The sequence below is a fragment of the Hylemonella gracilis genome, assembly GCF_004328645.1.
Classification (GTDB): domain Bacteria; phylum Pseudomonadota; class Gammaproteobacteria; order Burkholderiales; family Burkholderiaceae_C; genus Hylemonella; species Hylemonella gracilis_B.
This window is the reverse complement of sequence record NZ_CP031395.1, coordinates 2,655,147-2,681,880: the sequence shown is the minus strand read 5'-3', so window position 1 is coordinate 2,681,880 and position 26,734 is coordinate 2,655,147. Positions and strand designations below refer to the sequence as shown.

The window sequence follows — 26,734 nt, the reverse complement described above, 5'->3', positions numbered from 1 at the left end:
GACTGTTTTGCGACGAAAGCACCTGAAAGACGGCTGAAAAGACAGCCGCCTCGCGGTGCTCAGGCCATGCCAGCCGTGACTTTGCTGTAGCCGCCGTCCACGTAGGTGATCTCGCCCGACACACCGGCCGCCAGGTCGGACAGCAGGAAGGCGGCAACGTTGCCTACGTCATCGATCGTCACGTTGCGGCGAATCGGCGCGGCCGCGGCCACGGCCGAGAGCATCTTGCCGAAGTCCTTGATGCCGCTGGCCGCCAGGGTCTTGATGGGTCCGGCGGAAATGCCGTTGGCGCGCAGGCCACGGCCTTGGGCACCCAGCGATTCAGCCAGGTAGCGCACCGAGGCTTCCAGCGAAGCCTTGGCCAGGCCCATGGTGTTGTAGTTGGGCACCACGCGCTCGGCGCCCAGGTAAGTCAGCGTCAGCGCGGTGGCCTTGTCGTTCAGGTAGGGCAGGGCGGCCTTGGCCATGGCCGGGAAGCTGTAGGCGCTGATGTCATGCGCGATCTTGAAACCTTCGCGCGACAGGCCTTCCAGGAAATCACCCGCGATCGCCTCGCGCGGCGCGAAGCCGATGGCGTGGACGAAGCCGTCAATCTTGGGCCAGGTGGCCGACAGATCCTTGAACAACTTGTCAATCTGCGCGTCGTCGCCCACATCGCAATCGAAGATCAGCTTGGAGCCGAACTCGGCGGCGAACTCGGTGATCCGGTCCTTGAAGCGCTCGCCCACGTAGCTGAAGGCCAGTTCGGCGCCCTGCGCGTGGCAGGCCTTGGCGATGCCGTAGGCGATGGAGCGGTTGCTCAGCACGCCGGTGATGAGCAGCTTCTTGCCGGTCAGAAAACCCATGTTTGTTCTCTCCTGTGGAATTGAGGTGTCGATGGCGAGGGCGTGATCAGGCAGCGCCCTGCGCCGGTGGCTGGATGCATCCGTTGCCGGCTGCACTGAACGTAGTGCAGAATTGTCGCATGCGGTCTTGGCTGATTTGTCTTTTTTGGGCCTGCGCCGCTCCGGCCTGGGCGGCGCATGGTTACGCCTTGTGGGGGGAACTGAAATACCCGCCCGGCTTCGCGTACTTCGATTATGTGAACCCCGACGCCCCCAAGGGCGGCGAGTTGCGCATGGTGAGCAATCTGCGCTATTCGACCTTCGACAAGTACAACCCCTACACCATCAAGGGCTCGCCGCCCGCCTACCTCGGCCAACTGATCTTCGAAACCTTGCTCGTCGGCTCGATGGACGAGACGGCGTCCGCCTACGGCCTGCTGGCCGAGAGCGTGGACGTTCCGAAGGATCGCCTGAGCGCCACCTTCCGCCTGCGGGACGAGGCCCGCTTCCACAATGGCAAGCCGGTGGAGGCGGCCGACGTGAAGCACAGCTACGAGACACTGATCGGACCTCATGCCATGCCTGGGTACGCCACGCTGTTGCACGAGGTCGTGGGCTTGGATGTGCTGGACACGCGCACGGTGCGCTTTCGCTTCAAGGTGCCCAACCGCGAACTGCCGCTCATCGTCGGCAGCCTGCCCATCTTCAGCCGCGACTGGGGGCGCCAGGCCGACGGCAAGACCAAGCGCTTCGATGAGATCGTGATGGACACGCCCATCGGCAGCGGGCCTTACCGTATCGGCCCGGTCAGTTTCGGGCGCGACATCACCTATGTCCGGGACCCAAAGTACTGGGGCGGCGCATTGAACGTGAACCGGGGCAGCAACAACTTCGACCGCATCACAGTCAAGATCTACAAGGACAACACGGCGCGACTGGAGGCCCTCAAGGCGGGGGAGTTCGACTTCATGACTGTCTATTCGGCGGGTGATTGGGCGCGCCGCATCAACGGCAAGCTGTTCCGCCAGGGCGTGCTGGTGAAGAAGGATCTGGCGCACCAGCTTCCGGCGGGTTTCCAGAGTTACGTGCTCAATACACGCCGCCCCCAGTTGAAGGATGTCCGCGTGCGCGAGGCGCTGGGCCTGGCCATCGATTACGAATGGATGAACCGCCAGATGTTCTACGGCGGTTACCCGCGCGTGCAAGACCTGTTCGGCAACACCGCCTGCCAGGCCAAGGGCTTGCCCGGCCCCGAGGAACTGGCCCTGCTCACGCCCTGGCGCGGCCAGGTGCCAGACGCCGTGTTCGGCCCCATGTACACGCCGCCCACCACGGAAGGCGAAGGGCAGTCGCTGCGCAACAACCTGCGTCGCGCACGCCAGCTGTTGGCCGACGCCGGCTGGACCTACCGCGACGGCGCCCTGCGCAATGCCCAGGGCGAGCCCTTGGTGCTGGAATACCTCGACAGCAGGGAAGGTGGTCTGCGCGGCGTCACCCCCTGGGCGCGCAACCTGGAGAAGCTGGGCATCACCCTGCGCTTCGCGACGGTTGACTACGCGCTGTACATGCAGCGCCTGGACAAATTCGATTTCGACATCATCACGCTGGCCTACCAGGGCACGCACAACCCTGGCCAGGAGATGCTGGAGTATTTCGGCAGCCAGCGCGCCGACGTGGAGGCTTCCAGCAACCACACGGGCGTCAAGAGCCCAGCGGTGGACGCGCTGGTCACAGCGATGACCCGTGCCCGCGACCAGGCCGAACTTCTGCCCGCCTGCCAGGCGCTGGACCGGGTGATCATGCACAGCCACTATCTGATCCCGCAGTGGACCTTGCTATCCCACCGCATGGTGTACAACCAGCAGCGGCTGGCCTACAAGGAGCCCATGCCCCCTTATGCCAAGGCGGAAGAGTGGCTGCTGTCCTCCTGGTGGTTCCTGCCCACGCCCTGATCTGCCATGTTCGCCTACGTCGTCAAGCGCTTGTTGCTCATGCTGCCCACCTTGCTGGGCGTGTTGCTCCTCACCTTCGTGGTGATCCAGTTCGTGCCCGGCGGGCCGGTGGAACAGTATCTGGTGGAGGCGCGCGTGGCGGCAGGGCGGGGCGGCGTGGAGTCGGGTGGTATCAGCTACCGGGGCAACCAGGGCGTGTCGCCGCAGCGCATCGAGGAAATCAAGGCCTTGTACGGTTTTGACAAACCCGCGCATGAGCGCTTTCTTCAGATGCTGGGCCAGTTCGCGCGCTTCGACCTCGGCCGCAGCTTCTTCCAGAACAAGGAAGTGTGGGACCTCGTCGTCGAAAAACTCCCGGTTTCCATCAGCCTGGGCCTGTGGACCTTCCTGATCAGCTACTTGGTCGCCGTGCCGCTGGGCGTGGCCAAGGCGGTACGGGCGGGCTCGCGCTTTGACCTGATCACCACGCTGATCGTCCTGGTGGGATACGCCATCCCGGGGTTTGTGCTGGGGGTGGCCCTGTTGGTGATTTTCGGCGGGCAGTTGCAGTGGTTCCCGCTGCGCGGGCTCACCTCGTCCAACTGGGAGGAATTGTCTTGGGGCGCGCGCATCGTGGATTACCTCTGGCACATCACCTTGCCGGTCACGGCCATGGTGCTGGGCAGTTTCGCGGTGACGGCCATGTTGACCAAGAACGCCTTCCTCGAGGAAATCCGCAAGCACTACGTGCTGACCGCCCGCGCCAAGGGCCTGACAGAACGGCAGGTGCTATGGAAGCATGTTTTTCGCAATGCCCTGATTCCCATCGTCACGGGCTTTCCGGCGGCCTTCATTGGCGCATTTTTCACGGGCTCGCTGTTGATCGAAACCCTGTTTTCGCTCGATGGCCTGGGTCTGCTCAGCTACGAGAGCGTGATCCGCCGCGACTATCCCGTGGTGCTGGGCACGCTGTACCTGTTCACGCTGATCGGCTTGGTGACCAAGCTCATCAGCGATCTCTGTTACGTGTGGGCGGACCCGCGCGTGAAGTTTGACTGACGGCATGAACGCACCCGCCACTGACCCCGTGATGCCCCCCATGAGCAGTGCCCCCGTGACACAACCCATGCAGCCCGCACCGATCAAGGGTCCGGTTGCCACCCGAGTTTCCCTGTCGCCGTCGCGCAGGGCCTGGATGCGCTTTCGGCGCAACCGCCTGGGCTTCTACAGCCTGCTGGTTTTCGCGACGCTGGTGCTGGTCAGCCTGGGGGCCGAGCTGGTCAGCAACGACCGGCCGCTGATCGTGCGCTACGAAGGGCAGACCTACTTCCCCATGCTGAAGGACTACCCCGAGACCACCTTCGGCGGAGACTTCGAGACCCCCACCGACTACCTCGACCCCTACATCAAGGAGCGCCTGAGCGCAGGCAGCAATTGGGTGCTGTACACCCTCAACCCCTACGGCCCCAACACGCTCAACTACTTCGCCAAGTCACCCAACCCCTCGGCGCCCACCCTGGACAACTGGCTGGGCACGGACGATCGGGGCGCGATCTGCTCGCGCAACTGCTGTACGGCTTTCGCGTGAGCGTGCTGTTCGCGCTGGCGCTCACCGTCACGGGCGTGGTGCTGGGCGTGCTCACGGGTGCCATCCAGGGCTTCTTCGGGGGCAAGACGGATCTCGCCTTCCAGCGCTTCATCGAAATCTGGGGCTCCATGCCCGAGCTCTACTTGCTGATCATTTTCAGCGCCGTGTTCGCGCCCAGCCTGGCGCTGCTGCTGATCCTGCTCAGCCTGTTCGGCTGGATGGGCCTGTCGGACTATGTGCGGGCCGAGTTCCTGCGCAACCGCCAGCTCGACTACGTGCGCGCGGCGCGCGCGCTGGGCCTGTCGCACGCGCAGATCATCTGGCGGCATGTGCTGCCCAACAGCCTGACCCCCGTGGTGACCTTTCTGCCATTCCGCATGAGCGCGGCCATCCTCGCGCTGACCTCGCTCGATTTCCTGGGCCTGGGCGTGCCGCCCGGCACGCCCTCGCTGGGCGAGCTGCTGGCCCAGGGCAAGAACAGCATCGACGCCTGGTGGATTTCGCTGTCCACCTTCGGCGTCCTGGTGGTCACACTGCTGCTGCTGACCTTCATGGGCGACGCGCTGCGTGACGCGCTCGACCCCCGCAAGCGGGACGTCAGTCCGCCCGCGCCCGCGCAGACCGGGAAGGCCATCGCATGAGTGTGTTGCTGCAAGCGCGCAATCTGCGGGTCGCCTTCGACGGCAAGGCGGTCGTCCATGGCATTGACTTCGACATCGCCACCGGCGAGAAGATCGCGCTGGTCGGCGAGTCGGGTTCGGGCAAGACCGTCACCGCGCTGAGCCTGCTGCGCTTGCTGGGTGACGCGCAGGTCGAGGGTTCGGTCCGTTTCGCGGGGGTCGAAGGCAGCGATGGCCCCGTTGATCTGCTGCAGATGGGCGAGCGCGCCCTGCGCGGTGTGCGTGGGCGCGACATCGCGATGATTTTCCAGGAGCCCATGACGGCCCTGAACCCGCTCTATCCCGTGGGGGACCAGATCGCCGAGGTTCTGCAGATCAAGTTGGGCCTGGCCCGCAAGGCGGCCTGGGCGCGTGCCGTCGAGCTGCTGGCCGACACCGGCATCACCGAACCGGCGCGGCGCGCGGCGGCCTATCCGCACCAGCTCAGCGGTGGCCAGCGCCAACGCGCCTTGATCGCCATGGCCCTGGCCTGCCAGCCACGCCTGCTGCTGGCCGACGAGCCCACGACCGCGCTCGACGTGAGCTTGCGCGGGCAAATCCTGGATCTGCTGGATGACCTGCAACGCAAGCACGGCATGGCCGTGCTGATGATCACGCACGACCTCAACCTGGTCCGCCGCTTCGCGCAGCGCGTGATCGTGATGGATAACGGCCACATCGTGGAGCAGGGCGCGGTGGACGCGGTGTTCAGTCGGCCGCAGCACGCCTACACCCGCAGCCTGATCGCCAGCCGGCCGGTGCGTGATGTGCTGGAGACCTGGCCCGAAACAGACGCAGAAGCGGGACCCTTGCTCGAAGCCCGTGGCTTGCGGGTGCGTTATCCCGTCCCCCGACCCGGTCTGCGTGGCTGGTTCGGGCGAGGCGAATTCGTCGCCGTGCATGGCGCGGATTTCGCGCTGCGCTCCGGCCGTACCTTGGGCGTGATCGGGGAATCGGGCTCCGGCAAATCCACCCTGGCTCTGGCCACGCTGGGCCTGTTGCCGATCGGGGATGTGAGAGGTGAACTGCTCGTCCTGGGGCGAAACTGGAGCAAAAAACAAAAAGAGAACAGGGACTTAAGAAGCCAAGTTCAAGTGGTCTTCCAGGACCCGTTTTCCTCACTGTCGCCGCGCCGCACGGTGGAAGAAATCGTGGGCGAAGGCCTGGGCGTGCACCAGCCTGAGCTGGATGCGGCGGGGCGCCGGGCCCGGGTGAGCCAGGTCTTGGCCGAAGTCGGCCTGGACGAGCGGCAGTTCCCCGGCTTTCTGCAGCGCTACCCGCACGAGTTTTCCGGTGGTCAGCGCCAGCGCATCGCGATTGCGCGGGCGCTGGCGGTGCGGCCGCGCCTGTTGGTGTTGGACGAACCGACCAGTGCGCTGGACGTGAGCATTCAGAAACAGGTCCTGGAGCTGCTGCAGCGCCTGCAGCGCGACCACGGCCTGGCCTACCTGCTCATCACGCACGACGTGGACGTGATCCGCGCGATGGCGCACGAAGTGCTGGTCATGCAGGCCGGACAGGTGGTCGAGACCGGTCCGGCGCTGGCCTTGCTGGACGCGCCCCGACATCCGTACACGCAGACCCTGGTGCGGGCCGCTGCCACGCCCTGACGCTGCCTCAGCGCTTGCTCCTGGCAATTTCCTCGGCCACCAGGCTGCGCAGCTGTTCCTCGCCAAAGCGGGGCAGGGGCCGCCCATTCACAAAGAACGTGGGGGTCTTGTTCACGCCCAGCGCGTTCAGGTCCTTGATGTCCTGCCGCAACACCGACTCGATGCCCGGGGATGCGGCATCCGCCAGAGCCCGGTCCATGTCTAGCCCGGTCTGGGCCACCGCCGCATAGGCCTTGCCAAGGTCGGGCTGGCCATGATCAGCCCACAGGGGCTGGGCGGCCAGCACCATTTCCAGAACCTCCCAGTACTTGCCCTGAAGCTTGGCCGCTTCAAGCAGACGCACCACTGGGTCCGAACCTGGATGGAAAGGGGCGTAACGAATGACCAGGCGCAGATCGGCAGGGTATGCGCGCATCAGGTCCTTGAGGATGGGATAGAAGGCCCGGCAGGTCTCGCAGGCCGGGTCAAAGAATTCCACGAGGGTGACGGGCGCATCCTGCGGGCCGGCCACGGGGGAATGCATGCGCACCAGGCGTTCGGCGTGGGCGGAGGCCTGCTGGATCTGTGCGAGCTGTTCGTGGCGCTGGTAGGCGATCACGCCCAGCACAAAGGCGGCCGCGACCGTGATCAGCAGCGCCAGCACGGCGAGGATGCGCAAGTTCGGTTTGGGAAGCGTCATCGGGCGGTCTTTTTCAGGACAAGGGAGAGAAGCACAACGATCAGGGCAAAGGCCAGCAGGGAAAGCCAGGGCAATTGGAGGCCACCGAACCAGCTCAGGTCCTGTTTTAGGCAGGAAGGGCCGGCACCGCAGGGCACCCAGGCTTGGGGCAGCAGGCCGCCGACCAGCAGCGTGTGATATGCCGCCACCAGCAAGCCTGGCCAGGCCAGAACCAAGCCATAGACGACACCACGCCGGTCGTTGGCGAGGCAGGCCAGGCTCAGGATCGGTACCAGGGGGAACATCGCGATCCGCTGGTACCAGCACAGCGTGCAGGGCGCCATGCCCATGACTTCGCCGAGAAAGAACGCCGCCGCAGTGGCGATCAAGGCCGCCGCGGCGGCGAGGAACAAGAGAAGCCAGGCCGGGCGTTTCATGGAGGCGGTCACGGTGTTGGTCCGATTTGTCCGGACTCGGTTTGCCCGGACTGTTCACAAGCAGGACCCGCCGCGTCGATCAAGGTCTGCAGGGCCACAGGAACGGGCAGGGGCGTGACGGCGCTGACGGTGGCTCGCCCTGGGTTGCCCAGCGGCAGCCGCCCCGTCAGATGCCCCAGCGGAACCAGCAGGAGCCGCAACCCTTGCCCCGCCGCTTCGCCCCAGTCACGGGTCCGGCAGGCCAGGGCCAGCATGCGCGCATGGGTTTCCAGATGAGGCTTGAACGCCTGTTGTCCCACGATGTGCGCCGCTTGCAGGTAGCACCAGGCCTGTTCAGCCTCGGTCTGCTCCCTGGCCGATCGCAGCAAGGCGGCGTGGCGTGCGCGATCTTGGTCGTGGCCTGCGGCCGATTCAATGCGCGTGACCATGATGTCCTCCGTGTGGATGTGCTTCGGCATGCGCGTGTTCGGCCTGGCCTTGCGTCGGGGTGGGTTTGCCCAGCAGCCGCAGTCCGTTGGCGACGACCAGCAGGCTGGCGCCCATGTCGGCGAACACCGCCATCCACATCGAGGCGCTGCCCACAACGGCCAACACCAGGAACACGAACTTGATGCCCAGTGCCAGGCTGATGTTCTGCCAGAGCACGCTGTGCGCGCGGCGTGACAGGCGGATCGTCTCGGGCAGACGACGCAGGTCGTCGTTCATCACCACGATGTCCGCGGCTTCCATGGCGACATGGGTGCCCGCCGCGCCCATGGCGAAGCCGATGTCCGCCCTGGCGAGGGCGGGCGCGTCGTTGATGCCGTCGCCCGTCATGGCCGTGACGCCCAGGCGCTGTTGCAGCTGAGCGATGGCCTGCAGCTTGTCCTCGGGCAGCAGATTGCCCTGGACTTCGTCGATGCCTGCCTGTTCCGCCACGGTGCGCGCCGTGGTGACGTTGTCGCCGGTCAGCATGACCGGTGTCACGCCCAGGGATTTCAGCTCGGCCACGGCCAGCGCCGAAGACGGCTTGAGGGTGTCGGCCACGGCGCAGAGCGCCAGGACCCGTCGCGCATCCGCCAGCAGCGTGACCGTGCGGCCCTCGGCTTCATGCACCCGCAGGCGCGTCTCGAGCGTTTCCGAGCATAACCCGCGCTCCTCGATCCAGCGGTGATTGCCCAGCACATAAGCTTGCCCGCCGATGTGGCCCGCCACGCCACGTCCTGCCACGGCTTCGAACCCGGTGACCGCCTGTTCCGACGCGGAGAGCCCGAGGGCGATGGCCTTGGACACAGGGTGATCGGACCGAGCTGCCAGGCTTCTGGCAAGCCCTTCCAGGGCGCCGGAACTCTCGCTCGCCTCCAGGGCTTCGAAAGCCACCAGCCGGGGCTTGCCTTCGGTGAGGGTTCCCGTCTTGTCCAGGGCCACGGCCTTGATCTTGCGGGCCTCTTCCAGATAAACGCCACCCTTGATCAGGATGCCACGCCGCGCGGCGGCGGCCAGCCCGCTGACCACCGTGACCGGCGTGGAAATCACCAGGGCGCAGGGGCAGGCGATGACCAGCAGCACCAGTGCCTTGTAAACACCCGTCAACCACGGCCAGTCCAGGGCCAGGGGGCCGACCACGGCAACGGCGAGGGCCACGAAGAAAACCGCCGGCGTGTAGAGGGCCGCGAAACGGTCCACGAAACGCTGGGTCGGCGCGCGCGAGGATTGCGCCTGCTCCACGGCATGGATGATGCGGGCAAGCGTGCTGTCCGAGGCGGGCGCGGTGACCCGCATCTCCAGCGCCGCCGCCTGGTTGATGGTGCCCGCGTACAACTCGTCCCCCGGCACCTTGTCCACGGGCAGGCTCTCGCCCGTGACGGGTGACTGATCCACGGCGCTGCGTCCGACCGTCACCACGCCATCCAGCGGAATGCGTTCACCCGGGCGGATGCGTACCAGGGCGCCCATGGGCACGGATGGGGTGGGCTGGGGCGACCAGTTGCCGTTGGGCTGGCGTACCTGAGCCTGATCGGGCGCCAGCGCCAGCAGGCCCTTGATCGCATTGCGCGCTCGGTCCACGGCCCGCGCCTCGATGACCTCCGCGAGGGCGTACAAGACCATCACCATGGCCGCTTCCGGCCATTCACCGATCAGGAAGGCACCCGTCACGGCCACCGTCATCAGGGCGTTGATGTTGAGCCGCCCGCGCCGCAGCGCAGCCAGGCCCTTGACGTAGACCGACAGGCCCGCGCCCGCTATGGCCAGCGCCGCCAGCGCCATGCCCGTGGCCTGGGCCCAGAGGGACTCCGGGACAACAAAGGCCAGGACTTCCGCGAGCAGCGCCAGCGTCAAGGCGCCGATCAACCGGCCCCAGGAGCGCCAGAACCCAGGTGCGCTTGCGCTGCTGGCCATGGTGTCGTTTTCCGCGTCCAGCACCTGTGCATCGAAGCCAGCCTGGCGCAGGGATGCCAGCGCCCCCGGCAAGGCCGCCGCGTCGGCGGTGATCGCCAGTTCCCGCCTCGCCAGGCTGAACCGCAGGCCGTGGATGCCTGGCATGCCGTCCAAGGCGTGCCGGATTTCAGATTCCTCCGCTGCGCAGTCCATGCTGGGAATTCGGAATCGTCGTGTTCCAACGCCGGCCTCGGATCCCGATGCGAACTCTGGCACCGGCGCGCTGGATGTCGAAGCCACGGACGCGGGCGTGTGGGCCGGCGACGGGCAGGCTTCGCAAGCGCAGGCGGCATCGTTTGTGACTTGGGTATGGGAATGACGGTCAATTCGACTCATGGATGAACTCCTTGGATTTGCATTGGAAACCTTGGAGCCACTACAGTGTCAACAACGGCAAACGAAGGACCCCCATGCAGATCAAGGATTTGGCAGCCGCCACGGGCGTGGATGTGGAAACCATCCGTTATTACGAGAAGCAGGGCCTGCTGCCCGCTCCGGCGCGGCGTGGCAATGGATACCGCGACTACGACACCCCCCATCTGGAGCGATTGGCCTTCATCCGGCATTGCCGTGCGCTGGACATGCCCCTGGCCGACGTGGCCCGCCTGCTCGGCTTCATCGACCAGGCATCGGGAGACGACGGGACGGACGCTGGCACGGTGGACGCCTTGGTGGCCGAGCAGTTGAGCCGCGTGCGGGCGCGGCTCAAGAGCATGCAGGCGCTGGAAAAGCAGCTGTTGCAGTTGCAGTCGCGCTGTGACGGGCGCCACGAGGACGGTCGCTGCGGCATCCTGAACGACCTGGTGGCCGCAGCCCATGGCGAGGCCTGCGCCTGCCATGCCCACTCAGACTGAATCCGCCCCGCGCCTTCGGCAAAACCTGGGCCAGGCCTTGGTTTTGGGCCGGATTTCGGCTACAATTCGATGGATCTAGACCAACGGGCGGATACCAACCGCCCGTTTTTATTTGTCCCGTCGCAAGTGCATGCCGCATGCGGTACGCCTCGGCAAGTGTGCCGAGGGGCCGACGGGATCGCGCATCACCTACACGACGAGGACAAGATCAAGTTGACGTTGCAAGAGATTGCCGAACAGACCGTGACCGGGCTCGGCTGCGAACTGGTGGAGATCGAGCGCTCCGCCGGGGGGCTCTTGCGCATCACGATCGATCTGCCCTGGACGCCGGGCCAGCCTGAGCAGTTCGTCAATGTGGAGGACTGCGAAAAGGTCACTCGACAACTGCAGTACGTGCTGGAAGTCGAGGGCATCGAATACAAGCGGCTGGAGGTGTCCTCGCCGGGCATTGATCGGCCGCTGCGGCATGACAAGGATTTCGAGCGCTTCGCGGGTCAGGTGATTGACGTCACGCTGAAAGCCCCGATTGGCGAAGCCGCGCGGGGCGCGGAAGGTGCGCCGGCCGGCGGCAAAGTCGCGGCGAATCGGAAGAAATTTCGCGGCACGCTGGAGAAGGCGGCCGAAGGCGGCTGGCAGATCGTCTGGAGCGACGAGCCCGCCCCCAAGCCGGGGCAGCGCGTCAGCAAGAAACGTGAGCGGGCGCCGCTGCAGGCGCTGGGGTTCACGCTGGACGAATTGCGTGAGGCCAGGTTGGCGCCCGTGGTGAATTTCAAGGGCCGCGACGCGACGGACGCGTGAGGCGGTCGCGCAGGAAAGAATGGTTGAGGTTTTGAAGTTGAAGGGGATTCAGAAATGAGTTCGATCAAGAACAGCGAATTGTTGATGTTGGTGGAAGCCATCTCGCGCGAGAAGAACGTCGAGCGTGATGTGGTGTTTGGCGCCGTCGAGGCCGCGCTCGCGCAGGCCACCAAGAAGCTCTACCAGGGCGACGTGGACATCCGCGTGGCCGTGGACCGCGACACCGGCTTGTATGAAACCTTCCGCCGCTGGCACGTGGTGCCGGACGAGGCTGGCCTGCAGCTGCCTGATCAGGAAATTTTGCTGTTCGAGGCCAAGGAGCAGATTCCCGACATCGAGGTCGACGAGTACATCGAGGAGTCGGTGGAGTCCGTGCCGATCGGACGCATCGGCGCCATGGCCGCCAAGCAAGTCATCCTGCAGAAGATTCGCGACGCCGAGCGCGAAATGCTGCTCAATGACTTCATGAGCCGCGGCGAGAAGATCTTCGTTGGCTCCGTCAAGCGCATGGACAAGGGTGACCTGATCGTGGAAAGCGGTCGGGTCGAAGGCCGCCTCAAGCGCAACGAAATGATCCCCAAGGAGAATTTTCGCGCTGGCGATCGCGTGCGCGCCATGATCATGGAAGTCAACACCGAGCAGCGCGGTCCGGCCATCCTGCTGTCGCGCTCGGCGCCCGAGTTCATGATCGAACTCTTCCGCCAGGAAGTGCCGGAGATCGAGCAGGGCCTGCTGGAGATCAAGAGCTGCGCCCGTGACGCGGGCAGCCGCGCCAAGATCGCCGTGCTTTCGCACGACAAGCGCGTGGACCCCATCGGCACCTGCGTGGGTGTGCGCGGCGCGCGCGTCAACGCCGTCACGAACGAACTGGCCGGCGAGCGCGTGGACATCGTGCTCTGGAGCGAAGATCCGGCACAGTTCGTGATCGGCGCGCTGGCTCCGGCCAATGTCTCGTCCATCGTGGTGGACGAAGAAAAACACGCCATGGACGTGGTGGTGGACGAGGAAAACCTGGCCATCGCCATCGGTCGTGGCGGCCAGAACGTGCGCCTGGCGTCCGACCTGACTGGCTGGAAGATCAACATCATGGACGCGGCCGAATCGGCCCAGAAGCAGGCGGACGAAACCACCACGCTGCGCCAGCTCTTCATGGAAAAGCTGGATGTGGACGAAGAAATCGCCGACATTCTCATCGCCGAAGGGTTCACCAGCCTGGAAGAAGTGGCCTACGTGCCGCTGCAGGAAATGCTGGAGATCGAGTCCTTCGACGAGGACACCGTCAATGAGCTGCGCGCCCGGGCCAAGGATGCGCTGCTCACGCTGGAGATCGCCCGTGAGGAAAGCGTGGACGAAGTCTCGCAAGATCTGCGCGACCTGCAGTTCCAGGACAAGCCGCTGGCGGCCGATGTGATCGCCAAGCTGGCCGACGGCGGCGTGCACACGCTCGACGACCTGGCCGATCTGGCCATCGACGAGCTGACCCTCATCACGGGGCAGAGTGAGGAAGACGCCAAGGCGCTCATCCTCAAGGCCCGCGAACACTGGTTCACCGACGAGCCGGCTTCGGCCGTGCCGGGGACTTCCTCATAAGGCTGGGCCTTTGCAAAGCCACTCCTTTCTCTACCAAGAGAACACCATGAACGCACAGCATTAACTTCAAGGCCGGCAATCGTTCCGCTGGCGGCGCACCAGAAACAAAACAGCCGCCGCCCAGCGAAACGCACCGGGCCGTAAACCAGGGTCACACACCATGTCCAGCACAACCGTCGCCGAGTTCGCCGCCGAACTCAAGAAACCGACCGATACCTTGATCGAGCAACTCAAAGCCGCTGGCGTGAACAAAAACGCCGCCGCCGACAGCCTGACCGACGCTGACAAGCAGCGCCTTCTCAGCCATCTTCAAGCCAGCCACGGCACGGCTGCGCCGGAGCGCAAGAAGATCACGCTGACGAAGAAATCCACCACCGAGATCAAGCAAGCCGACGCAACGGGCAAGGCGCGCACGATTCAGGTGGAAGTGCGCAAAAAGCGCACCTTCGTGCGTCGTGAAGATGGCGAACACGAAGGGCCGGCCGAGGCCGAGCCGGCTGCGATCGAAGAAACAACCCCTGTGACCCCGACCGCGCCCGTGATCGACGAGGCTGAACTGACGCGCCGCCAGGAAGAGGCCCGCCGCCAGGCCGAATTGATCCGCCGCCAAGAGGAAGAGCTGGCCGAACGCCGCCGCCAACGCGAGGAACAGGAAGCCCAGGAGCGCGAAGCCGCAGCTCAGGCCGCCGCGGCGCGTGCCGCGGCCCAGGCGGCTTCAACGGCCCAGGCCCCGGTGGCCGTGGACCAAGTCGCGGCCCAGGCTGCCGCGCAGGCCGTCAAGGAACAAGCTGCCGCGCAAGCCCGTGCCGCCGAGGAGGTTGCCCGTGTCGACCTCGATACCCGGCGCCGCAAGGCCGAGGCCGAGGCTGCCGCCATCCGCACCATGATGGCCAGCCCGGCCAAGAAGGCCCCGCCGCCGCCGCCCAAGAAGGAAGAGTTGCCGGCCGCGAAGAAAGGCACGCTGCACAAGCCCGCGAACGCAAACGCCGGCACCACCACCGCCACCAAGACCGGCGGTGGCGCGGCCAAGCCGGCCGCGCCCGCCGCGCCAGGCAAGGAAATCAAGTCGGCCAAGCTGTCGTCCAGTTGGGCGGGCGATCCGGCCAAGAAGAAGGCCATCCCGACCCGTGGTGACTCCAGTGGCGGCGTCGGTCGCGGCAGTTGGCGCAGCGGTCCGAGAGGCGGCGGCCGCAAGGGTCACCATGACCGTGAGAACGCCCAGGCCTCGGCTGCACCGACGGAAGCGCGTGTGATCGAAGTGCACGTGCCCGAAACCATCACCGTGGCTGAACTGGCGCACAAGATGGCGGTCAAGGCGAGCGAAGTGATCAAGGTGCTGATGAAGCTGGGCCAGATGGTCACCATCAACCAGCCGCTGGACCAGGACACGGCCATGATCGTGGTCGAGGAAATGGGCCACAAGGCCATCATCGCCGCATTGGACGACCCGGAAGCCTTCACGGAAGAAGAGGCATCGGCCCATCAGGCCAATGCGCTGCCGCGCGCCCCCGTGGTCACGGTCATGGGCCACGTTGACCACGGCAAGACCTCGCTGCTGGACTACATCCGTCGCACCAAGGTGGCGGCGGGCGAGGCGGGGGGCATCACGCAGCACATCGGCGCCTACCACGTCGAGACGCCGCGCGGCATGATCTCCTTCCTCGACACCCCTGGTCACGAGGCCTTCACGGCCATGCGCGCGCGTGGTGCCCAGGCCACGGACATCGTGATCCTGGTTTGCGCCGCCGACGACGGCGTGATGCCGCAGACCAAGGAGGCGATCAAGCATGCCAAGGCGGCCGGGGTTCCGATCGTGGTGGCCATGACCAAGGCCGACAAGCCCGAAGCCAATCTTGAGAAGGTCAAGGCGGAACTCGTGGCCGAATCCGTCGTGCCCGAGGACTTCGGTGGTGAATCACCCTTCGTGGCCGTGTCGTCCAAGACCGGCATGGGCGTCGACGAGCTGCTGGAACAAGTGCTGCTGCAGGCCGAAGTGCTGGAACTCAAGGCGCCGGTCGATGCCGCCGCCAAGGGCTTGGTGATCGAAGCGCAACTGGACAAGGGGCGCGGTCCCGTGGCCACCGTGCTGGTGCAGAGCGGTACCCTCAAGGCCGGCGACGTGGTGCTGGCAGGCCAGACTTATGGCCGCGTGCGCGCCATGCTGGACGAGAGCGGTCGCAAAGTCGACAGCGCGGGCCCGTCGATCCCGGTCGAAATCCAGGGCCTGACCGAGGTGCCGCAAGCTGGTGACGAATTCATGGTGCTGACCGACGAGCGTCGCGCCCGTGAAATCGCCACCTACCGCGCCGGCAAGTTCCGCAACACCAAACTGGCCAAGCAACAGGCAGCCAAGCTGGAGAACATGTTCTCCGACATCGCCGCCGGTGAGGTCAAGACCCTGCCCATCATCGTCAAGGCCGACGTGCAAGGCTCGCAGGAAGCGCTGGCCGCGTCCCTGCTCAAGCTGTCGACTGACGAAGTCAAGGTGCAGCTTGTATACGCCGCCGTGGGTGGCATCAGTGAGTCCGACATCAATCTCGCCATCGCCTCCAAGGCCGTGGTCATTGGTTTCAACACCCGTGCCGATGCGAACGCGCGCAAGGTGGCCGAGGGCAACGGCATCGACATCCGCTACTACAACATCATCTACGACGCCGTGGACGAGTTGAAGGCGGCCATGTCGGGCATGCTGGCGCCCGAGAAGCGGGAAGAGGTCATCGGCATGGCTGAGATCCGCACCGTCTTCGTTGCCTCCAAGATCGGCACGGTCGCGGGTTGCATGGTCACGGCTGGCTACGTCACGCGCAGCGCGCATTTCCGCCTGCTGCGCGACAACGTGGTCATCTACACGGGTGAGCTGGACTCCCTCAAGCGCATGAAGGACGATGTGCGCGAAGTCAAGGAAGGCTTCGAGTGCGGTATCAAGCTCAAGAACTACAACGACATCAAGGAAGGTGATCAGCTGGAGTTCTTCGAGGTCAAGGAAATCGCGCGTACGCTCTAAGAGGCGCAATCCACCATGCCGGCGAAGAAGTCCCCCGTCAACCGCGGCCACAAGGTCGCCGACCAGATCCAGCGTGATCTGTCGGAGCTGATCGCACGCGAACTGAAGGACCCGCGCGTCGGCATGGTCACGCTGCAAAGCGTGGAGGTCACGCCTGACTACGCCCACGCCAAGGTGTACTTCAGCGTGCTGGTCGGTGAGCCGCAGGAAACCCAGGACGCGTTGAACCAGGCTGCGGGCTTCCTGCGCAGCGGCCTGTTCAAGCGCCTGCACATCCACACCGTGCCCACGTTGCATTTCGTGTTCGACCGCACCACCGAGCGAGCGGCGGACATGAACGCGCTGATCGCGCAGGCCGTCGCATCGCGTTCCAAAAACGAGGACTAAAGATGCACGCGCCACGCACTCGGGTGCAACGGCGCCCTGTGCATGGGGTGTTGTTGCTGGATAAACCGCTCGGACTCTCGAGCAACCAGGCCTTGCAGAAGGCCAAGTGGCTGCTGCGCGCCGAGAAGGCCGGGCATACGGGCACGCTGGACCCGCTGGCCACTGGCGTGTTGCCGCTGTGCTTCGGCGCGGCCACCAAGTTCAGCCAGTTGCACCTGGATGCCGACAAGACCTACGAGACCACGGTGCGTCTGGGCGTCAGGACCAGCACCGCCGACGCTGAGGGGGAGGTGATTGCTACGCGCCCCGTGCGCTGCACACCGGGCCAAGTGGTCGAGGTGCTGGACCGTTTCATGGGGCCCATCCGGCAAGTGCCGCCCATGCACAGCGCGCTCAAGAAAGACGGCAAGGCACTGTACGAATATGCCCGCGATGGCGAAACCGTGGAACGCTCACCTCGCGAGGTCGTGATCCACGAGCTGGAGCTGCAGGACTTTCAGCTGCAGGGCGACACCCCGTTCCTGCGCTTGCGCGTGCAGTGCAGCAAGGGCACCTACGTCCGCACCCTGGGCGAGGACATCGGCGAGGCCTTGGGTTGCGGCGGACATCTGGTCGCGCTGCGCCGCGTCGCCACCGGGCCGTTTGACCAGACCCAGTGCATTGACCTGCCCGCCCTGGAGGCCATGGACGAACCGCAACGCCAGCGCGCGCTGAGGCCCATCGAGGTACTGCTCGACGGCCACGAAGCCGTCACGCTGGACACGGAAAATGCCGGGCGCTTTCTGTCCGGCATGCGCCGCCGGGGCTCCTGGCCCGACGCGTCGCACGTGGCCGTGTTTGGCCCCACCCAAGGCGAGGCGGCGCCGCGTGCGCTGCTCGGCACGGCCCATGTGAAGGCCGGCGAACTGATACCGGGACGACTGTTGAGTCCCATCGAAATTCAACAGATTCTGGAAACCCAAGCACAACCGCAATCATGAGCACCAAGCAAATTCGCAACATCGCCATCATCGCCCACGTGGACCACGGTAAGACCACGATGGTTGACCAACTCCTGCGCCAGTCCGGCACCTTCGCCGACCATGAAAAGGTCGTCGACACCGTGATGGACAACAACGCGATCGAAAAGGAACGCGGCATCACCATCCTGGCCAAGAACTGCGCCGTCAGTTGGAAGGGCACCCACATCAACATCGTGGACACCCCTGGCCACGCGGACTTCGGCGGCGAAGTGGAGCGTGCCCTGTCCATGGTGGACAGCGTGCTGTTGTTGATCGACGCGCAGGAAGGCCCCATGCCGCAGACGCGCTTCGTGACCAAGAAGGCGCTGGCCCTGGGCTTGCGTCCTATCCTGGTCGTCAACAAGGTCGACAAACCAGGCGCCAATCCCGACAAGGTGGTCAATGCCGCCTTCGACCTGTTTGACAAGCTGGGCGCGACCGACGAGCAGCTCGACTTCCCCGTGGTCTACGCCTCGGGCATCAATGGCTGGTCTTCGCTGACCGAAGGCGCCCCGGGCGAGCAATGGGGCCCCGACATGTCGGCCCTGTTCGACACCATCCTCAAGCACGTCCCCGCAAATTCGGGCGATCCGACCGCGCCGCTGCAGTTGCAGATTTCGGCGCTGGACTTCTCCTCCTTCGTGGGCCGCATCGGCGTGGGTCGCGTGAGCCAGGGCACGATCAAGCCCATGATGGACGTGGTCGTCATGGAAGGCCCGGACGGCAAGGCCGTGAAAGGCCGCGTCAACCAGGTGCTGACCTTCCAGGGCCTGGACCGCATGCAGACGCCCGAGGCCGGCCCCGGCGACATCGTCCTGATCAACGGCATCGAGGACATCGGCATCGGCGTGACCGTGACCGACCCGGTCAACCCGGCACCCCTGCCCATGCTCAAGGTTGACGAGCCGACCCTGACCATGAATTTCTGCGTCAACACCAGCCCGCTGGCCGGCCGTGAAGGCAAGTTCGTCACCAGCCGCCAGATCTGGGACCGCCTGCAGAAGGAATTGCAGCACAACGTTGCGCTGCGCGTGAACGAGACCGACGAAGAAGGCGTTTTCGAGGTGATGGGCCGCGGTGAATTGCACCTGACCATCTTGCTGGAAAACATGCGCCGTGAAGGCTACGAAATGGCCGTGAGCAAGCCGCGTGTGGTGTTCCGCACCATCAATGGCGAGAAGCACGAACCGATCGAACTCGTGACGGCCGACATCGAAGAACAGCACCAGGGCGGCGTGATGCAAGCCCTGGGCGAGCGCAAGGGTGAGCTGGTGAACATGGAGCCGGACGGTCGTGGTCGTGTGCGCCTGGAATACCGCATTCCGGCGCGTGGCCTGATCGGTTTCACCAACGAATTCCTGAACCTGACGCGCGGTTCCGGCCTGATCAGCAACATCTTCGACAGCTACGAGCCGCACAAGGGTGACATCGGCGGACGCAAGAATGGCGTGCTGATCTCCATGGACGACGGTGAAATCTTCACCTACGCCCTGGGCAAGCTGGACGACCGCGGCCGCATGTTCGTCAAGGCCAACGATCCGGTGTACGAAGGCATGATCGTCGGCATCCACAGCCGTGACAACGACCTGGTGGTCAATGCCACGCGCACCAAGCAGCTGACCAATTTCCGCGTCAGCGGCAAGGAAGACGCGATCAAGATCACGCCCCCGATCGACCTGACGCTGGAATACGGCGTGGAGTTCATCGAAGACGACGAGCTGGTCGAGATCACGCCCAAGAGCATCCGCCTGCGCAAGCGCTTCCTGAAGGAGCACGAGCGCAAGCGCGCGTCGCGGGAATGACCCTCCTGAGCCGCTCTGCGGCTTCCCCCCCTGAACACCAACCTTCGGTGGCAGGGGGACGCACCCAGTGGCCTGGCAAAGCCAGTTCCACGGGTGCCCCGTCTGAACATTGGCACATCTTCCATACCTATGCGTTTGACCCATCGTAAGGCGGTCTGGCTCATGGTGCTCGCGACCCTGATGTGGTCGATCGCGGGTCTCGTCTCGCGCCAGCTCACGCACGCGCAAGGGCTGGAAGTCACGTTCTGGCGCAGCTTCTTCACCGTCCTCACGCTGCTCGCCATCTTGCCGCTGTGGCAGGGCAGGGGCGTGTTTCGGCAGATCCCCTGGCGCAATTCCTCGCTCTGGTTGTCAGGCCTGTGCTGGGGCATCATGTTCACGGCCTTCATGTTCGCGCTGACCTTGACCACGGTGGCCAATGTGCTGATCACCATGGCCTTGGGCCCCTTGTTCACGGCCCTGATGTCGCGCTTCGTGCTCGGGCATCGACTGCCCCTGCGCACCTGGATCGCCATCATCGTGGCGGGGGCAGGCATCGTGTGGATGTATGGCGCGCAGCTGAATTTCAGCGGCGAGGCCAGCGGCCAGTCTGGCGGGCTTTTGCTGGGCTCCTTGATCGCGCTGATCGTGCCCATCGCCGGTTCCGTGCAATGGACGGTGGCGCAGCATCAGTCCCGGCAGCAGGCGAGGGATACAAGCGTCGAGAAGATCGGGCTGGTGCCCTCCGTGCTCATTGGTGCGACCTTGTCGGCACTGGTCACCTTGCCCCTGACACTGCCTTGGCAGGCGGACATCACGGACTTGAGCTGGCTGGGCTTGCTGGGCGTGGTGCAGTTGGGCATTCCCTGTGTCCTGGCGGTGTTCTGCGCCCGTGTGCTCAAGGCGCCGGAGCTGGCCTTGCTCGGCCTGCTGGAAGTGATCTTCGGCATCCTCTGGGCCTGGCTGGGCGCGGGCGAGGCCCCCGGCGCGAATGCCTTGACCGGCGGTCTCGTGGTCATCGGTGCCTTGGCCGCGAACGAAGCCCTGGGGTGGACCTCGCAGAAAAAAGGTGATGGACATGACGACCTTCCGCCATCCATCCTGTCCTGAGCTCCTGCTGGAGCAGCGCGGCCACCTCGGCTGCATCACACTCAACCGGCCGCGGGCCCTCAACGCGCTGTCGCTCCCGATGGTGCGGGCCTTGACGCAGGCCTTGCGAATCTGGCGTGACGATCCGGCCATCCAGGCCGTGGCCATCCGCGGGCAAGGCAAGGACGGGCCCTTTGGCGCCTTCTGCGCGGGCGGCGACATCCGCTACTTCCACGAAGCCGTCCTGCGCGGTGACGCCGAGGTGGAGGACTTCTTCACCGAGGAATACACCCTCAACCATCTGATCCACCACTACCCCAAGCCCTACATCGCCTTCATGGACGGCGTGGTCATGGGCGGGGGCATGGGCATTGCTCAAGGCGCCTCGCTGCGCATCGTCACCGAACGCACGAAGATGGCCATGCCCGAAACCCAGATCGGCCTGTTCCCCGATGTGGGGGGAGGTTGGTTCCTCGCCCGCTGCCCGCGGCGCGGCGGAGCATGGCTGGCCCTGACCAGCGAGGTCATCGGCGCGGGTGAAGCGCTGGCCCTGGACCTCGCCGATGCCTGTTTCGGCGCCCCTCAACTGCAACAGGCCTGGGACGACTTGGCGGACCTCTCGTCCTTCGACGCGGACACCTTGGAGACTTGGCGCCGGCGGCACTGCAACCCTTCACCGGCCTCGACGCTGCCGCTGGACGTCATTGAACGCTGTTTCGACTCGACCTCGGTGCTCGCGATCGTGCAGACCATGGAAGCGATGCTGGCCCAGAAGTCGGACCACGCCGAGTGGACCGAGAACACGGTGAAGGCCTTGCGCACCCATTCACCCTTGATGCTCGAAGTGACGCTGCAACTGATGCGCAAGGGCGCCAACATGGACCTGGCCGAGGAACTGCGCCTGGAACGTGACCTGGTGCGCCACTGCTTCAACACGCGGCATCTGGACCGCTATCGGGCAGCCACGGAAACCATGGAGGGCATCCGCGCCCTGGTCATCGACAAGGACCGACAGCCGAAATGGAATCCGGCGCGGCTGGAAGAAGTCACGCCGGAGATGGTGGCCGGCTTCTTCGTCTCGCCCTGGCCCACGCACGCGCACCCGCTCAAGGACCTGGTGTAAGCTGGTCCTCCAGGCGCAGACGGGAGATCAAGGCGATCTCCTCGAGCGCGGCGCACAATTCCTGCTCGGGACTGCGCGTGAGACGCTCGCGGAAAGCCGCCAGGGCCGTGGCACGTGTATGGCGACGGATGCACAGGATGAAAGGGAAACCGAACTTTGCGCGGTAACGCCGGTTCAGTTCGTCCCAGGTCTCGCCGTCTTCCGGGTTGGGCGCGGCGAGATCCAGCGTCCCTTGTTCCCGTGTCGATTCGGCGGTCATGCGCCCGCCTCGCGCTTCGCTGCCCGCCAGTTCCGGATGCAGCGACAGATAGCCTCGCAGCGCCTCCGGTGACAGCCTGCGCACGGCGTCCAGCATGCTGGCATGCAGGGCCGAAAGATCGTCGTAGGGGCGTTGTTGCGCCGCCTGCGTGGCGATCCAGGGCGAATGCTCGAACACACCGCCCAGCGCGTTGACGAATTCGGCCTCGCTGCAGCCATTGAGCCAGGCGAGTGTGATCGGGGTTGACGGATGCCTCAAAGCCGCACGCCCGCGTTCCTGACCGTGGGCGCCAGCGTGCCCACCTGTTCACGCACGAAACGGGAGAAGTCCGAGGACGTGGTCGGATGGATCGCCACGCCGAGATCCAGCATCCGCTTCTGCACGGCGTCCAGGGCCAGAACCTCGTTGCAGGCCTGATTGATGCGCTCGGTCACCGCTGTCGGCAACTGGGCCGGCCCACTCACGCCAAAGAAATTCTCCAGCACCAGTTGGCCATGGCCCAGTTCCGTCACGCTGGGGACGTCGGGCACCAGCGGGGAACGTCGGGGTGATGTCACGGCCAGGGGAATGAGCTGGCCACTCTTGAAGTAGGGCACGTAAGCGGTCAGCACATCGATGCCCATGGGGACCACGCCAGAGATCAAGTCCGTGGTCATGGGCGCACCACCGCGGTAGGGCACATGCACCAGATTCAGGTTCAAGGTCTTTTTCATCAGCTCGCCATAGACATGGCCGATGGAGGCGGGTCCACCGGAGCCGAAATTCAGTCCACCGCTCTGGCGTGCCGCTGCCTCCAGGTCAGCCAGGCTGCGCAGTCCAGCTTGCGGATTGGCCATCACCACGCAGGGGGCGGAGCCAATCAGCGCCACGTGGGTGAAGTCCGCCACCGGGTCATAGGGCTGCTTCTCCAGCGCGAATGGCCCGATGGAGATGGGCGTGGAATTGGAGAGCATCAGGGTGTAGCCATCGGCGGGCGACTGCGCGACCGCCGTGCCACCCACGCTGCCCCCGCGCCGGGGCGGTTGTCCACGACCACGGGCTGTCCCAGCCGGGGGGTCAATTGCTCGGCCAGCACGCGGGCCACGATGTCGCTGGCTCCCCCCGCCGGGAAAGTGACGACGAGCCGGATGGGTTTGTCGGGCCAGGCGGCGGCACGGGAGGCTGGCCAGGCCAGCACAGCAGCGCCGGCGGACGCCAGGCGTAGAACGTCGCGGCGCGAAACCGCGGGCAGGGAAGAGGGGATGTGCTTTTTCATGGCCGGATCCTTGAAACGGGAACTGAATGGAGCCCATCCTAGGTTCACGAACCATTGCTGTCGATCACCATTTTGGCAACAATCCATGCTCAAAATCAGTATGGAGTAAGGCTATGAAAGGTTCGCTGCTTCCCGCCGTGCTGCGTTATGCCGATCAGGTGGCACGCTCCGGTTCCATCCAGAAAGCGGCGCGCGAGTTGCACGTCGCGGCATCCGCCATCAACCGGCAGATCCTCGAACTGGAGGATGCGCTGGGCGTGCCACTGTTCGAACGCCTGCCCCGCGGCATGCGGCTCACCCCCTCGGGCAGCACCATCGTGACCCTGGCCCGGCGCTGGCGCGACGACGAACGCCGCGCCGCGGATGACATCCAACGCATGCAAGGTGTCCAGCAAGGCCATGTCAACCTCGTCGCCATGGACAGCCACGTCTCGTCCGTGCTGCCCGTGCTGGTGGACAGTCTGGCCATGTCGCATCCGCGCATTTCCCTGCGGGTGACCACGGCGACACCGGATGCGGCGGCGCATGCGCTGGCGGAAGGGTCCGCGGAGGTGGCGGCCATTTTCAATCTGGCGCCACGGCGCGACGTGCTGGCCCTGTGGAGCGCCGAATTGCCACTGGGCTGCATCGTGGCACCCGACCACCCCCTGGCCCAGCGCAAGAGCATCAGCTTGCAGGAGGCCAGCACGCACCCGATTGCCCTGCAGGACAAAACCCTCCTGATCCGACGCTATCTGGAATCCCGCTACAGCTGGCTGTTTTCTGACCCCCAGGGGCACGTGGAAACCAGTTCGGTCAACCTGGTCAAATCACTCGTGCGCACCGGGCGTTTCCTGGCCTTCACGTCAGAGCTCGATGCCGCGCGGGAGTTGATCGACGGCACGCTGCGTTTCGTGCCCGTGCGCGACAAGGGGGCCGAACCTCAGACGGTCAGCGTGGCCATCAGCGCGACCCGGCCCCAACCGGTCTGGGTGAGGACCGTGGCCGATGCCCTGCAATCCCAGATCGAGTATTTTTTGAACGCGGTGCGGGCACGCGCCTGAATGAAGGGCTGGATGCGCGTGTGGCCCGCCGAGGCTCACAACTGCTGGTATACCGCCTGGGCCAGGCGCAACAAGGGTTCACGACTCAAGGGACCGGAAAGGGCATAAGCCTGCTCCCCATCCATCCAGTAGAAACTGGGCACGGGGCCGTCGGTGCTGTAGCGGAACTCGACCTGGGCGTCACCGGCCAGCGCGGCGGGGCGTTGGCCCAGGTACAGGGTCACGCGTTCACCGGCCGCGTTCTGGTACATGAACTGAGCGCGAGCGCCGTCGTCGCCAGGCAGCAGACGCCCACCCACCAGGTCGTAACCCCAGGCATGCAATTGGGGCAGCTTCAGCGGATGCCCGAGGCGCTTGGACAACCACTGCACCAGGTGTTCCTCCTGGCCCGCGCCCACCTCGACCGGGTGCCGTTGCTCGGGACTGTAGACCGCGTGGGCAACCGCAGCCTGTCGCACAAAATCCCGTGCCGGCGCCTGCCGGGCCAGCACCGCGGACGAGGACGGCATCCACAAAGCGCGGCCGAACCAGCCCAGGCCAAAGGCCAGCACCAGGGACGCGGCAACACCGCTCCACTGCCGCACCTGCCGCACCCGCAACTGCGCATGCTGTGCTCTGTGGGCAGTGCCTTGCAGGGCCATCGGCAAATCCTGCCTCAACAACTCGGCGTGCAGGCCGCGCAGTGCGGCGTGCTGGCGCTGCCAGGCCATCCAGCGCGCATGGGCGGTGGGGTCCTGGGCCAGGCGAGCCTGCAACGCCGCGCGTTCCTCCGGCTTGAGCCGACCGTCGAGTAGGGCGTGCAGTTCGTCGTCCGTGACAGGGGAGTCTTGGGGTGCGTCCATGGTGATCGTGATGGGCTTTACTTGAGCCGACGCAGCGCGCCGTGCACGGTAGCCGAGCCAGCAGTGGAGGCGCCCGGGCGGGGGGCCGCTTCCAGCAGTTCCTGCAGACGACTGCGCGCGCGGGACAGGCGTGACATCACCGTCCCGACCGGCACGCCGGTAATCCGCGCTGTCTCCGAATACGTCATGCCTTCCAGCGTCACCAGCAGCAGCGTCACGCGTTGTTCGTCCGGCAGCTGCAGCAGGCAACGCTGCAGATCCAGGGCATCGTCGCCGCCGCCCGTGGGCGCAGCAGGCTCCTGCTCGACCGCGTCCAATTCCAGGGGCGCAGGCCCCTGGCGCAGACGCTGACGGACTTGGCTGATGTAGAGGTTGTGCATGAGCGTGAACAGCCAGGCTCGCAAGTCCGACCCCGCCAGCCAGAGCCGCCACTTGACGCAGGCACGTTCAAGCGCGTCCTGCACAAGATCATCGGCGGCCCACGCGTCGCCGGTCAACGCGCGGGCATAACGTCGCAACGCAGGGATCTGCTCGATCAGGGAACGGCGGTCCATGGTTCAGACAGCGGGTCGCTTGACGTCGCTGGGCTGCTGGCAGCGCTCAGGGGCGCGCCAGCTTCCAGACGTTGTTGAAGCCGTCGCCCGTGCGGTCACCGGGCTTGCTGTCCTTGACCCAGAAATACAGGGGCTTGCCCTTGAACGCCCATTGCTTCTTGCCATCGTCGCGGGTGATCACGCTGTAGTCGCCATCACCCTTGTCCATGTCGCTGGCCATCAGCGGAGGCCAGTTGGTGGCGCAGGGACCGTTGCAGACCGATTTGCCGCTGCCCATGGCGTCGCGGTCGAACGTGTAGAGGCTCATGCCGTTGGGCCCGACAAGGACACCATCGCTGACCTTGGTGGGGGTTGCCGCCATGGCCGCGCAACCGACCAGGGCGACGGTGGCGAGGAACAGGGAAAGAGGAGCGCGAAACAAGGTTTTCATGGGATCTCCAAAAATCGGCACAAGAGCGTGCCTGTCTGGATGAACGCCCTGGGCCGTCCGTTTATTCCGCGGCTTCGCAAAAAAATCAGCGGCCGCGCTGCTTCATGGCCCGCTCCACCTCGCGCTTGCCCTCGCGTTCCTTGATGGTGTCGCGCTTGTCGTGCTCGGCCTTGCCCTTGGCCAGGGCGATCTCGGCCTTGACCTTGCCATTCTTCCAGTGCAGGTTCAGCGGCACCAGGGTATGGCCCTTTTGCTCGACTTTGCCGATCAGGCGGCGAATCTCGTCCTTGTGCAACAGCAGTTTCTTGGTGCGCACCGCGTCGGGTCGAATATGGGTGGAGGCTGTCCCGAGCGGATTGATCTGGCAGCCAATCAGGAACAGCTCGCCATTACGGATGACCACGTAACCATCGGTCAACTGCACCTTGCCCTCGCGCAAGGCTTTCACCTCCCAGCCTTCCAGCACCATGCCCGCCTCGAAACGCTCCTCGATGTGGTAATTGAAGCTCGCTTTCTTGTTGTCGGCGATGCGGGCGGGGAGAGCGGTTTTCGCGGGATTCTTCTTGTCGGTGGCCATGCGTCTGAATGTGGGGCTTTCC

General features: G+C 65.3%; 25 protein-coding genes and 1 pseudogene. 14 read left to right on the top strand and 12 right to left on the bottom strand.

The genetic code is table 11. The features are described 5' to 3' along the window. Positions 1-59: 59 nt before the first annotated feature. Positions 60-845 (bottom strand): enoyl-ACP reductase FabI, encoded by a 786-nt coding sequence (fabI, locus tag DW355_RS12605; RefSeq protein WP_131280534.1) that lies wholly within the window; start codon positions 843-845, stop codon positions 60-62. A 119-nt stretch (positions 846-964) separates the two neighbouring features. Here fabI and DW355_RS12600 point away from each other — a divergent pair, with 119 nt between their 5' ends. From DW355_RS12600 to DW355_RS12585, 4 genes and pseudogenes are all read left to right on the top strand, one after another. Continuing rightward, complete coding sequence (locus DW355_RS12600) at positions 965-2,776, top strand: extracellular solute-binding protein (RefSeq protein WP_131280532.1); 1,812 nt, start codon at positions 965-967, stop codon at positions 2,774-2,776. Positions 2,777-2,782: 6 nt separating this feature from the next. Further along, on the top strand, positions 2,783-3,814 hold the full coding sequence (locus DW355_RS12595; protein WP_131280531.1) for a microcin C ABC transporter permease YejB: 1,032 nt from the start codon (positions 2,783-2,785) through the stop codon (positions 3,812-3,814). A gap of 67 nt (positions 3,815-3,881) precedes the next feature. Beyond that, positions 3,882-4,984 (top strand): annotated as a pseudogene (locus DW355_RS12590) (ABC transporter permease). Next, positions 4,981-6,612, top strand: coding sequence for an ABC transporter ATP-binding protein (locus DW355_RS12585; RefSeq protein ID WP_131280529.1), 1,632 nt, complete (start codon positions 4,981-4,983; stop codon positions 6,610-6,612). Before DW355_RS12590 ends, DW355_RS12585 begins: the two are co-directional and overlap by 4 nt. A gap of 7 nt (positions 6,613-6,619) precedes the next feature. Here the strand turns inward: DW355_RS12585 and DW355_RS12580 are convergent, their stop codons facing one another. Genes DW355_RS12580 through DW355_RS12565 form a run of 4 tightly spaced genes read right to left on the bottom strand, consistent with a single transcriptional unit; the run spans position 6,620 to position 10,461 of the window. Continuing rightward, positions 6,620-7,291 (bottom strand): DsbA family protein, encoded by a 672-nt coding sequence (locus DW355_RS12580; protein ID WP_131280528.1) that lies wholly within the window; start codon positions 7,289-7,291, stop codon positions 6,620-6,622. After that, entirely contained in the window at positions 7,288-7,719 is a 432-nt protein-coding gene (locus DW355_RS12575) for a disulfide bond formation protein B (protein WP_242671150.1), read from the bottom strand. Before DW355_RS12575 ends, DW355_RS12580 begins: the two co-directional genes overlap by 4 nt. After that, complete coding sequence (locus DW355_RS12570; protein ID WP_131280526.1) at positions 7,716-8,135, bottom strand: DUF3703 domain-containing protein; 420 nt, start codon at positions 8,133-8,135, stop codon at positions 7,716-7,718. Before DW355_RS12570 ends, DW355_RS12575 begins: the two co-directional genes overlap by 4 nt. After that, positions 8,119-10,461 carry a heavy metal translocating P-type ATPase gene (locus DW355_RS12565; RefSeq protein WP_131280525.1) on the bottom strand — a complete coding sequence of 781 codons (2,343 nt, stop codon included), beginning with the start codon at positions 10,459-10,461 and terminating at the stop codon, positions 8,119-8,121. The genes DW355_RS12570 and DW355_RS12565 overlap by 17 nt, the downstream gene beginning before the upstream one ends. A gap of 74 nt (positions 10,462-10,535) precedes the next feature. On the opposite strand from DW355_RS12565, the gene DW355_RS12560 reads away from it, so the two are divergent. From DW355_RS12560 to DW355_RS12520, 9 genes are all read left to right on the top strand, one after another. Next, entirely contained in the window at positions 10,536-10,979 is a 444-nt protein-coding gene (locus tag DW355_RS12560; RefSeq protein ID WP_131280523.1) for a Cd(II)/Pb(II)-responsive transcriptional regulator, read from the top strand. 213 nt (positions 10,980-11,192) lie between these two features. Then, positions 11,193-11,777, top strand: coding sequence for a ribosome maturation factor RimP (gene rimP, locus DW355_RS12555; RefSeq protein ID WP_131282687.1), 585 nt, complete (start codon positions 11,193-11,195; stop codon positions 11,775-11,777). A gap of 54 nt (positions 11,778-11,831) precedes the next feature. Further along, positions 11,832-13,367: a transcription termination factor NusA gene (nusA, locus tag DW355_RS12550; protein WP_131280522.1), complete on the top strand. Its 1,536-nt coding sequence runs from the start codon at positions 11,832-11,834 to the stop codon at positions 13,365-13,367. Positions 13,368-13,527: 160 nt separating this feature from the next. After that, a complete protein-coding gene (gene infB / locus DW355_RS12545; RefSeq protein ID WP_131280520.1) occupies positions 13,528-16,371 on the top strand; it encodes a translation initiation factor IF-2 in 2,844 nt (947 codons plus the stop codon). 15 nt (positions 16,372-16,386) lie between these two features. Next, a complete protein-coding gene (gene rbfA, locus DW355_RS12540; protein WP_131280518.1) occupies positions 16,387-16,758 on the top strand; it encodes a 30S ribosome-binding factor RbfA in 372 nt (123 codons plus the stop codon). A 2-nt stretch (positions 16,759-16,760) separates the two neighbouring features. Further along, positions 16,761-17,738, top strand: a complete 978-nt coding sequence (gene truB / locus DW355_RS12535; protein ID WP_131280516.1) for a tRNA pseudouridine(55) synthase TruB — start codon at positions 16,761-16,763, stop codon at positions 17,736-17,738. Next, entirely contained in the window at positions 17,735-19,561 is a 1,827-nt protein-coding gene (gene typA / locus DW355_RS12530; protein ID WP_131280515.1) for a translational GTPase TypA, read from the top strand. The genes truB and typA overlap by 4 nt, the downstream gene beginning before the upstream one ends. Positions 19,562-19,690: 129 nt before the next feature. Further along, positions 19,691-20,650: a DMT family transporter gene (locus DW355_RS12525; protein WP_131280513.1), complete on the top strand. Its 960-nt coding sequence runs from the start codon at positions 19,691-19,693 to the stop codon at positions 20,648-20,650. Next, positions 20,613-21,752: an enoyl-CoA hydratase/isomerase family protein gene (locus DW355_RS12520; RefSeq protein WP_242671149.1), complete on the top strand. Its 1,140-nt coding sequence runs from the start codon at positions 20,613-20,615 to the stop codon at positions 21,750-21,752. Before DW355_RS12525 ends, DW355_RS12520 begins: the two co-directional genes overlap by 38 nt. Here DW355_RS12520 and uraD read toward each other — a convergent pair. From uraD to DW355_RS18500, 3 genes are read right to left on the bottom strand one after another with little or no spacing between them, the layout of a single operon-like run. Further along, positions 21,736-22,269, bottom strand: a complete 534-nt coding sequence (gene uraD / locus DW355_RS12515) for a 2-oxo-4-hydroxy-4-carboxy-5-ureidoimidazoline decarboxylase (protein ID WP_207388020.1) — start codon at positions 22,267-22,269, stop codon at positions 21,736-21,738. The two genes, DW355_RS12520 and uraD, sit on opposite strands and share 17 nt — an antisense overlap. Continuing rightward, a complete protein-coding gene (locus tag DW355_RS12510) occupies positions 22,266-22,964 on the bottom strand; it encodes a Bug family tripartite tricarboxylate transporter substrate binding protein (RefSeq protein ID WP_347562733.1) in 699 nt (232 codons plus the stop codon). Before DW355_RS12510 ends, uraD begins: the two co-directional genes overlap by 4 nt. Beyond that, positions 22,964-23,266 carry a Bug family tripartite tricarboxylate transporter substrate binding protein gene (locus tag DW355_RS18500; RefSeq protein WP_347562732.1) on the bottom strand — a complete coding sequence of 101 codons (303 nt, stop codon included), beginning with the start codon at positions 23,264-23,266 and terminating at the stop codon, positions 22,964-22,966. The genes DW355_RS12510 and DW355_RS18500 overlap by 1 nt, the downstream gene beginning before the upstream one ends. Before the next feature lie 113 nt (positions 23,267-23,379). Between DW355_RS18500 and DW355_RS12505 the strand changes: the two genes are divergently transcribed. Continuing rightward, positions 23,380-24,309 carry a LysR family transcriptional regulator gene (locus DW355_RS12505; RefSeq protein WP_165493190.1) on the top strand — a complete coding sequence of 310 codons (930 nt, stop codon included), beginning with the start codon at positions 23,380-23,382 and terminating at the stop codon, positions 24,307-24,309. A 35-nt stretch (positions 24,310-24,344) separates the two neighbouring features. On the opposite strand, the gene DW355_RS12500 is transcribed toward DW355_RS12505, so the two are convergent. The 4 genes from DW355_RS12500 to smpB form a co-directional block, all read right to left on the bottom strand. Then, the gene (locus tag DW355_RS12500; protein ID WP_131280509.1) at positions 24,345-25,151 is read right to left on the bottom strand and encodes an anti-sigma factor family protein; all 807 of its coding nucleotides are present in this window, start codon (positions 25,149-25,151) and stop codon (positions 24,345-24,347) included. 17 nt (positions 25,152-25,168) lie between these two features. Then, complete coding sequence (locus tag DW355_RS12495) at positions 25,169-25,705, bottom strand: RNA polymerase sigma factor (RefSeq protein WP_131280507.1); 537 nt, start codon at positions 25,703-25,705, stop codon at positions 25,169-25,171. Positions 25,706-25,751: 46 nt separating this feature from the next. Then, positions 25,752-26,135: a COG4315 family predicted lipoprotein gene (locus DW355_RS12490; protein ID WP_131280505.1), complete on the bottom strand. Its 384-nt coding sequence runs from the start codon at positions 26,133-26,135 to the stop codon at positions 25,752-25,754. An 85-nt stretch (positions 26,136-26,220) separates the two neighbouring features. After that, positions 26,221-26,712: an SsrA-binding protein SmpB gene (gene smpB, locus DW355_RS12485; RefSeq protein ID WP_131280503.1), complete on the bottom strand. Its 492-nt coding sequence runs from the start codon at positions 26,710-26,712 to the stop codon at positions 26,221-26,223. Positions 26,713-26,734: the final 22 nt, after the last annotated feature.

Excerpts from the sequence above, each read along its gene's own strand:
- fabI (WP_131280534.1), bottom strand. The coding sequence starts at position 845 with ATGGGTTTTCTGACCGGCAAGAAGCTGCTCATCACCGGCGTGCTGAGC.
- DW355_RS12600 (WP_131280532.1), top strand. The coding sequence starts at position 965 with ATGCGGTCTTGGCTGATTTGTCTTTTTTGGGCCTGCGCCGCTCCGGCC.
- DW355_RS12595 (WP_131280531.1), top strand. The coding sequence starts at position 2,783 with ATGTTCGCCTACGTCGTCAAGCGCTTGTTGCTCATGCTGCCCACCTTG.
- DW355_RS12585 (WP_131280529.1), top strand. The coding sequence starts at position 4,981 with ATGAGTGTGTTGCTGCAAGCGCGCAATCTGCGGGTCGCCTTCGACGGC.
- DW355_RS12580 (WP_131280528.1), bottom strand. The coding sequence starts at position 7,291 with ATGACGCTTCCCAAACCGAACTTGCGCATCCTCGCCGTGCTGGCGCTG.
- DW355_RS12570 (WP_131280526.1), bottom strand. The coding sequence starts at position 8,135 with ATGGTCACGCGCATTGAATCGGCCGCAGGCCACGACCAAGATCGCGCA.
- DW355_RS12565 (WP_131280525.1), bottom strand. The coding sequence starts at position 10,461 with ATGAGTCGAATTGACCGTCATTCCCATACCCAAGTCACAAACGATGCC.
- DW355_RS12560 (WP_131280523.1), top strand. The coding sequence starts at position 10,536 with ATGCAGATCAAGGATTTGGCAGCCGCCACGGGCGTGGATGTGGAAACC.
- nusA (WP_131280522.1), top strand. The coding sequence starts at position 11,832 with ATGAGTTCGATCAAGAACAGCGAATTGTTGATGTTGGTGGAAGCCATC.
- infB (WP_131280520.1), top strand. The coding sequence starts at position 13,528 with ATGTCCAGCACAACCGTCGCCGAGTTCGCCGCCGAACTCAAGAAACCG.
- rbfA (WP_131280518.1), top strand. The coding sequence starts at position 16,387 with ATGCCGGCGAAGAAGTCCCCCGTCAACCGCGGCCACAAGGTCGCCGAC.
- truB (WP_131280516.1), top strand. The coding sequence starts at position 16,761 with ATGCACGCGCCACGCACTCGGGTGCAACGGCGCCCTGTGCATGGGGTG.
- typA (WP_131280515.1), top strand. The coding sequence starts at position 17,735 with ATGAGCACCAAGCAAATTCGCAACATCGCCATCATCGCCCACGTGGAC.
- DW355_RS12525 (WP_131280513.1), top strand. The coding sequence starts at position 19,691 with ATGCGTTTGACCCATCGTAAGGCGGTCTGGCTCATGGTGCTCGCGACC.
- DW355_RS12520 (WP_242671149.1), top strand. The coding sequence starts at position 20,613 with ATGGACATGACGACCTTCCGCCATCCATCCTGTCCTGAGCTCCTGCTG.
- DW355_RS12510 (WP_347562733.1), bottom strand. The coding sequence starts at position 22,964 with ATGCTCTCCAATTCCACGCCCATCTCCATCGGGCCATTCGCGCTGGAG.
- DW355_RS18500 (WP_347562732.1), bottom strand. The coding sequence starts at position 23,266 with ATGAAAAAGCACATCCCCTCTTCCCTGCCCGCGGTTTCGCGCCGCGAC.
- DW355_RS12505 (WP_165493190.1), top strand. The coding sequence starts at position 23,380 with ATGAAAGGTTCGCTGCTTCCCGCCGTGCTGCGTTATGCCGATCAGGTG.
- DW355_RS12500 (WP_131280509.1), bottom strand. The coding sequence starts at position 25,151 with ATGGACGCACCCCAAGACTCCCCTGTCACGGACGACGAACTGCACGCC.
- DW355_RS12495 (WP_131280507.1), bottom strand. The coding sequence starts at position 25,705 with ATGGACCGCCGTTCCCTGATCGAGCAGATCCCTGCGTTGCGACGTTAT.
- DW355_RS12490 (WP_131280505.1), bottom strand. The coding sequence starts at position 26,135 with ATGAAAACCTTGTTTCGCGCTCCTCTTTCCCTGTTCCTCGCCACCGTC.
- smpB (WP_131280503.1), bottom strand. The coding sequence starts at position 26,712 with ATGGCCACCGACAAGAAGAATCCCGCGAAAACCGCTCTCCCCGCCCGC.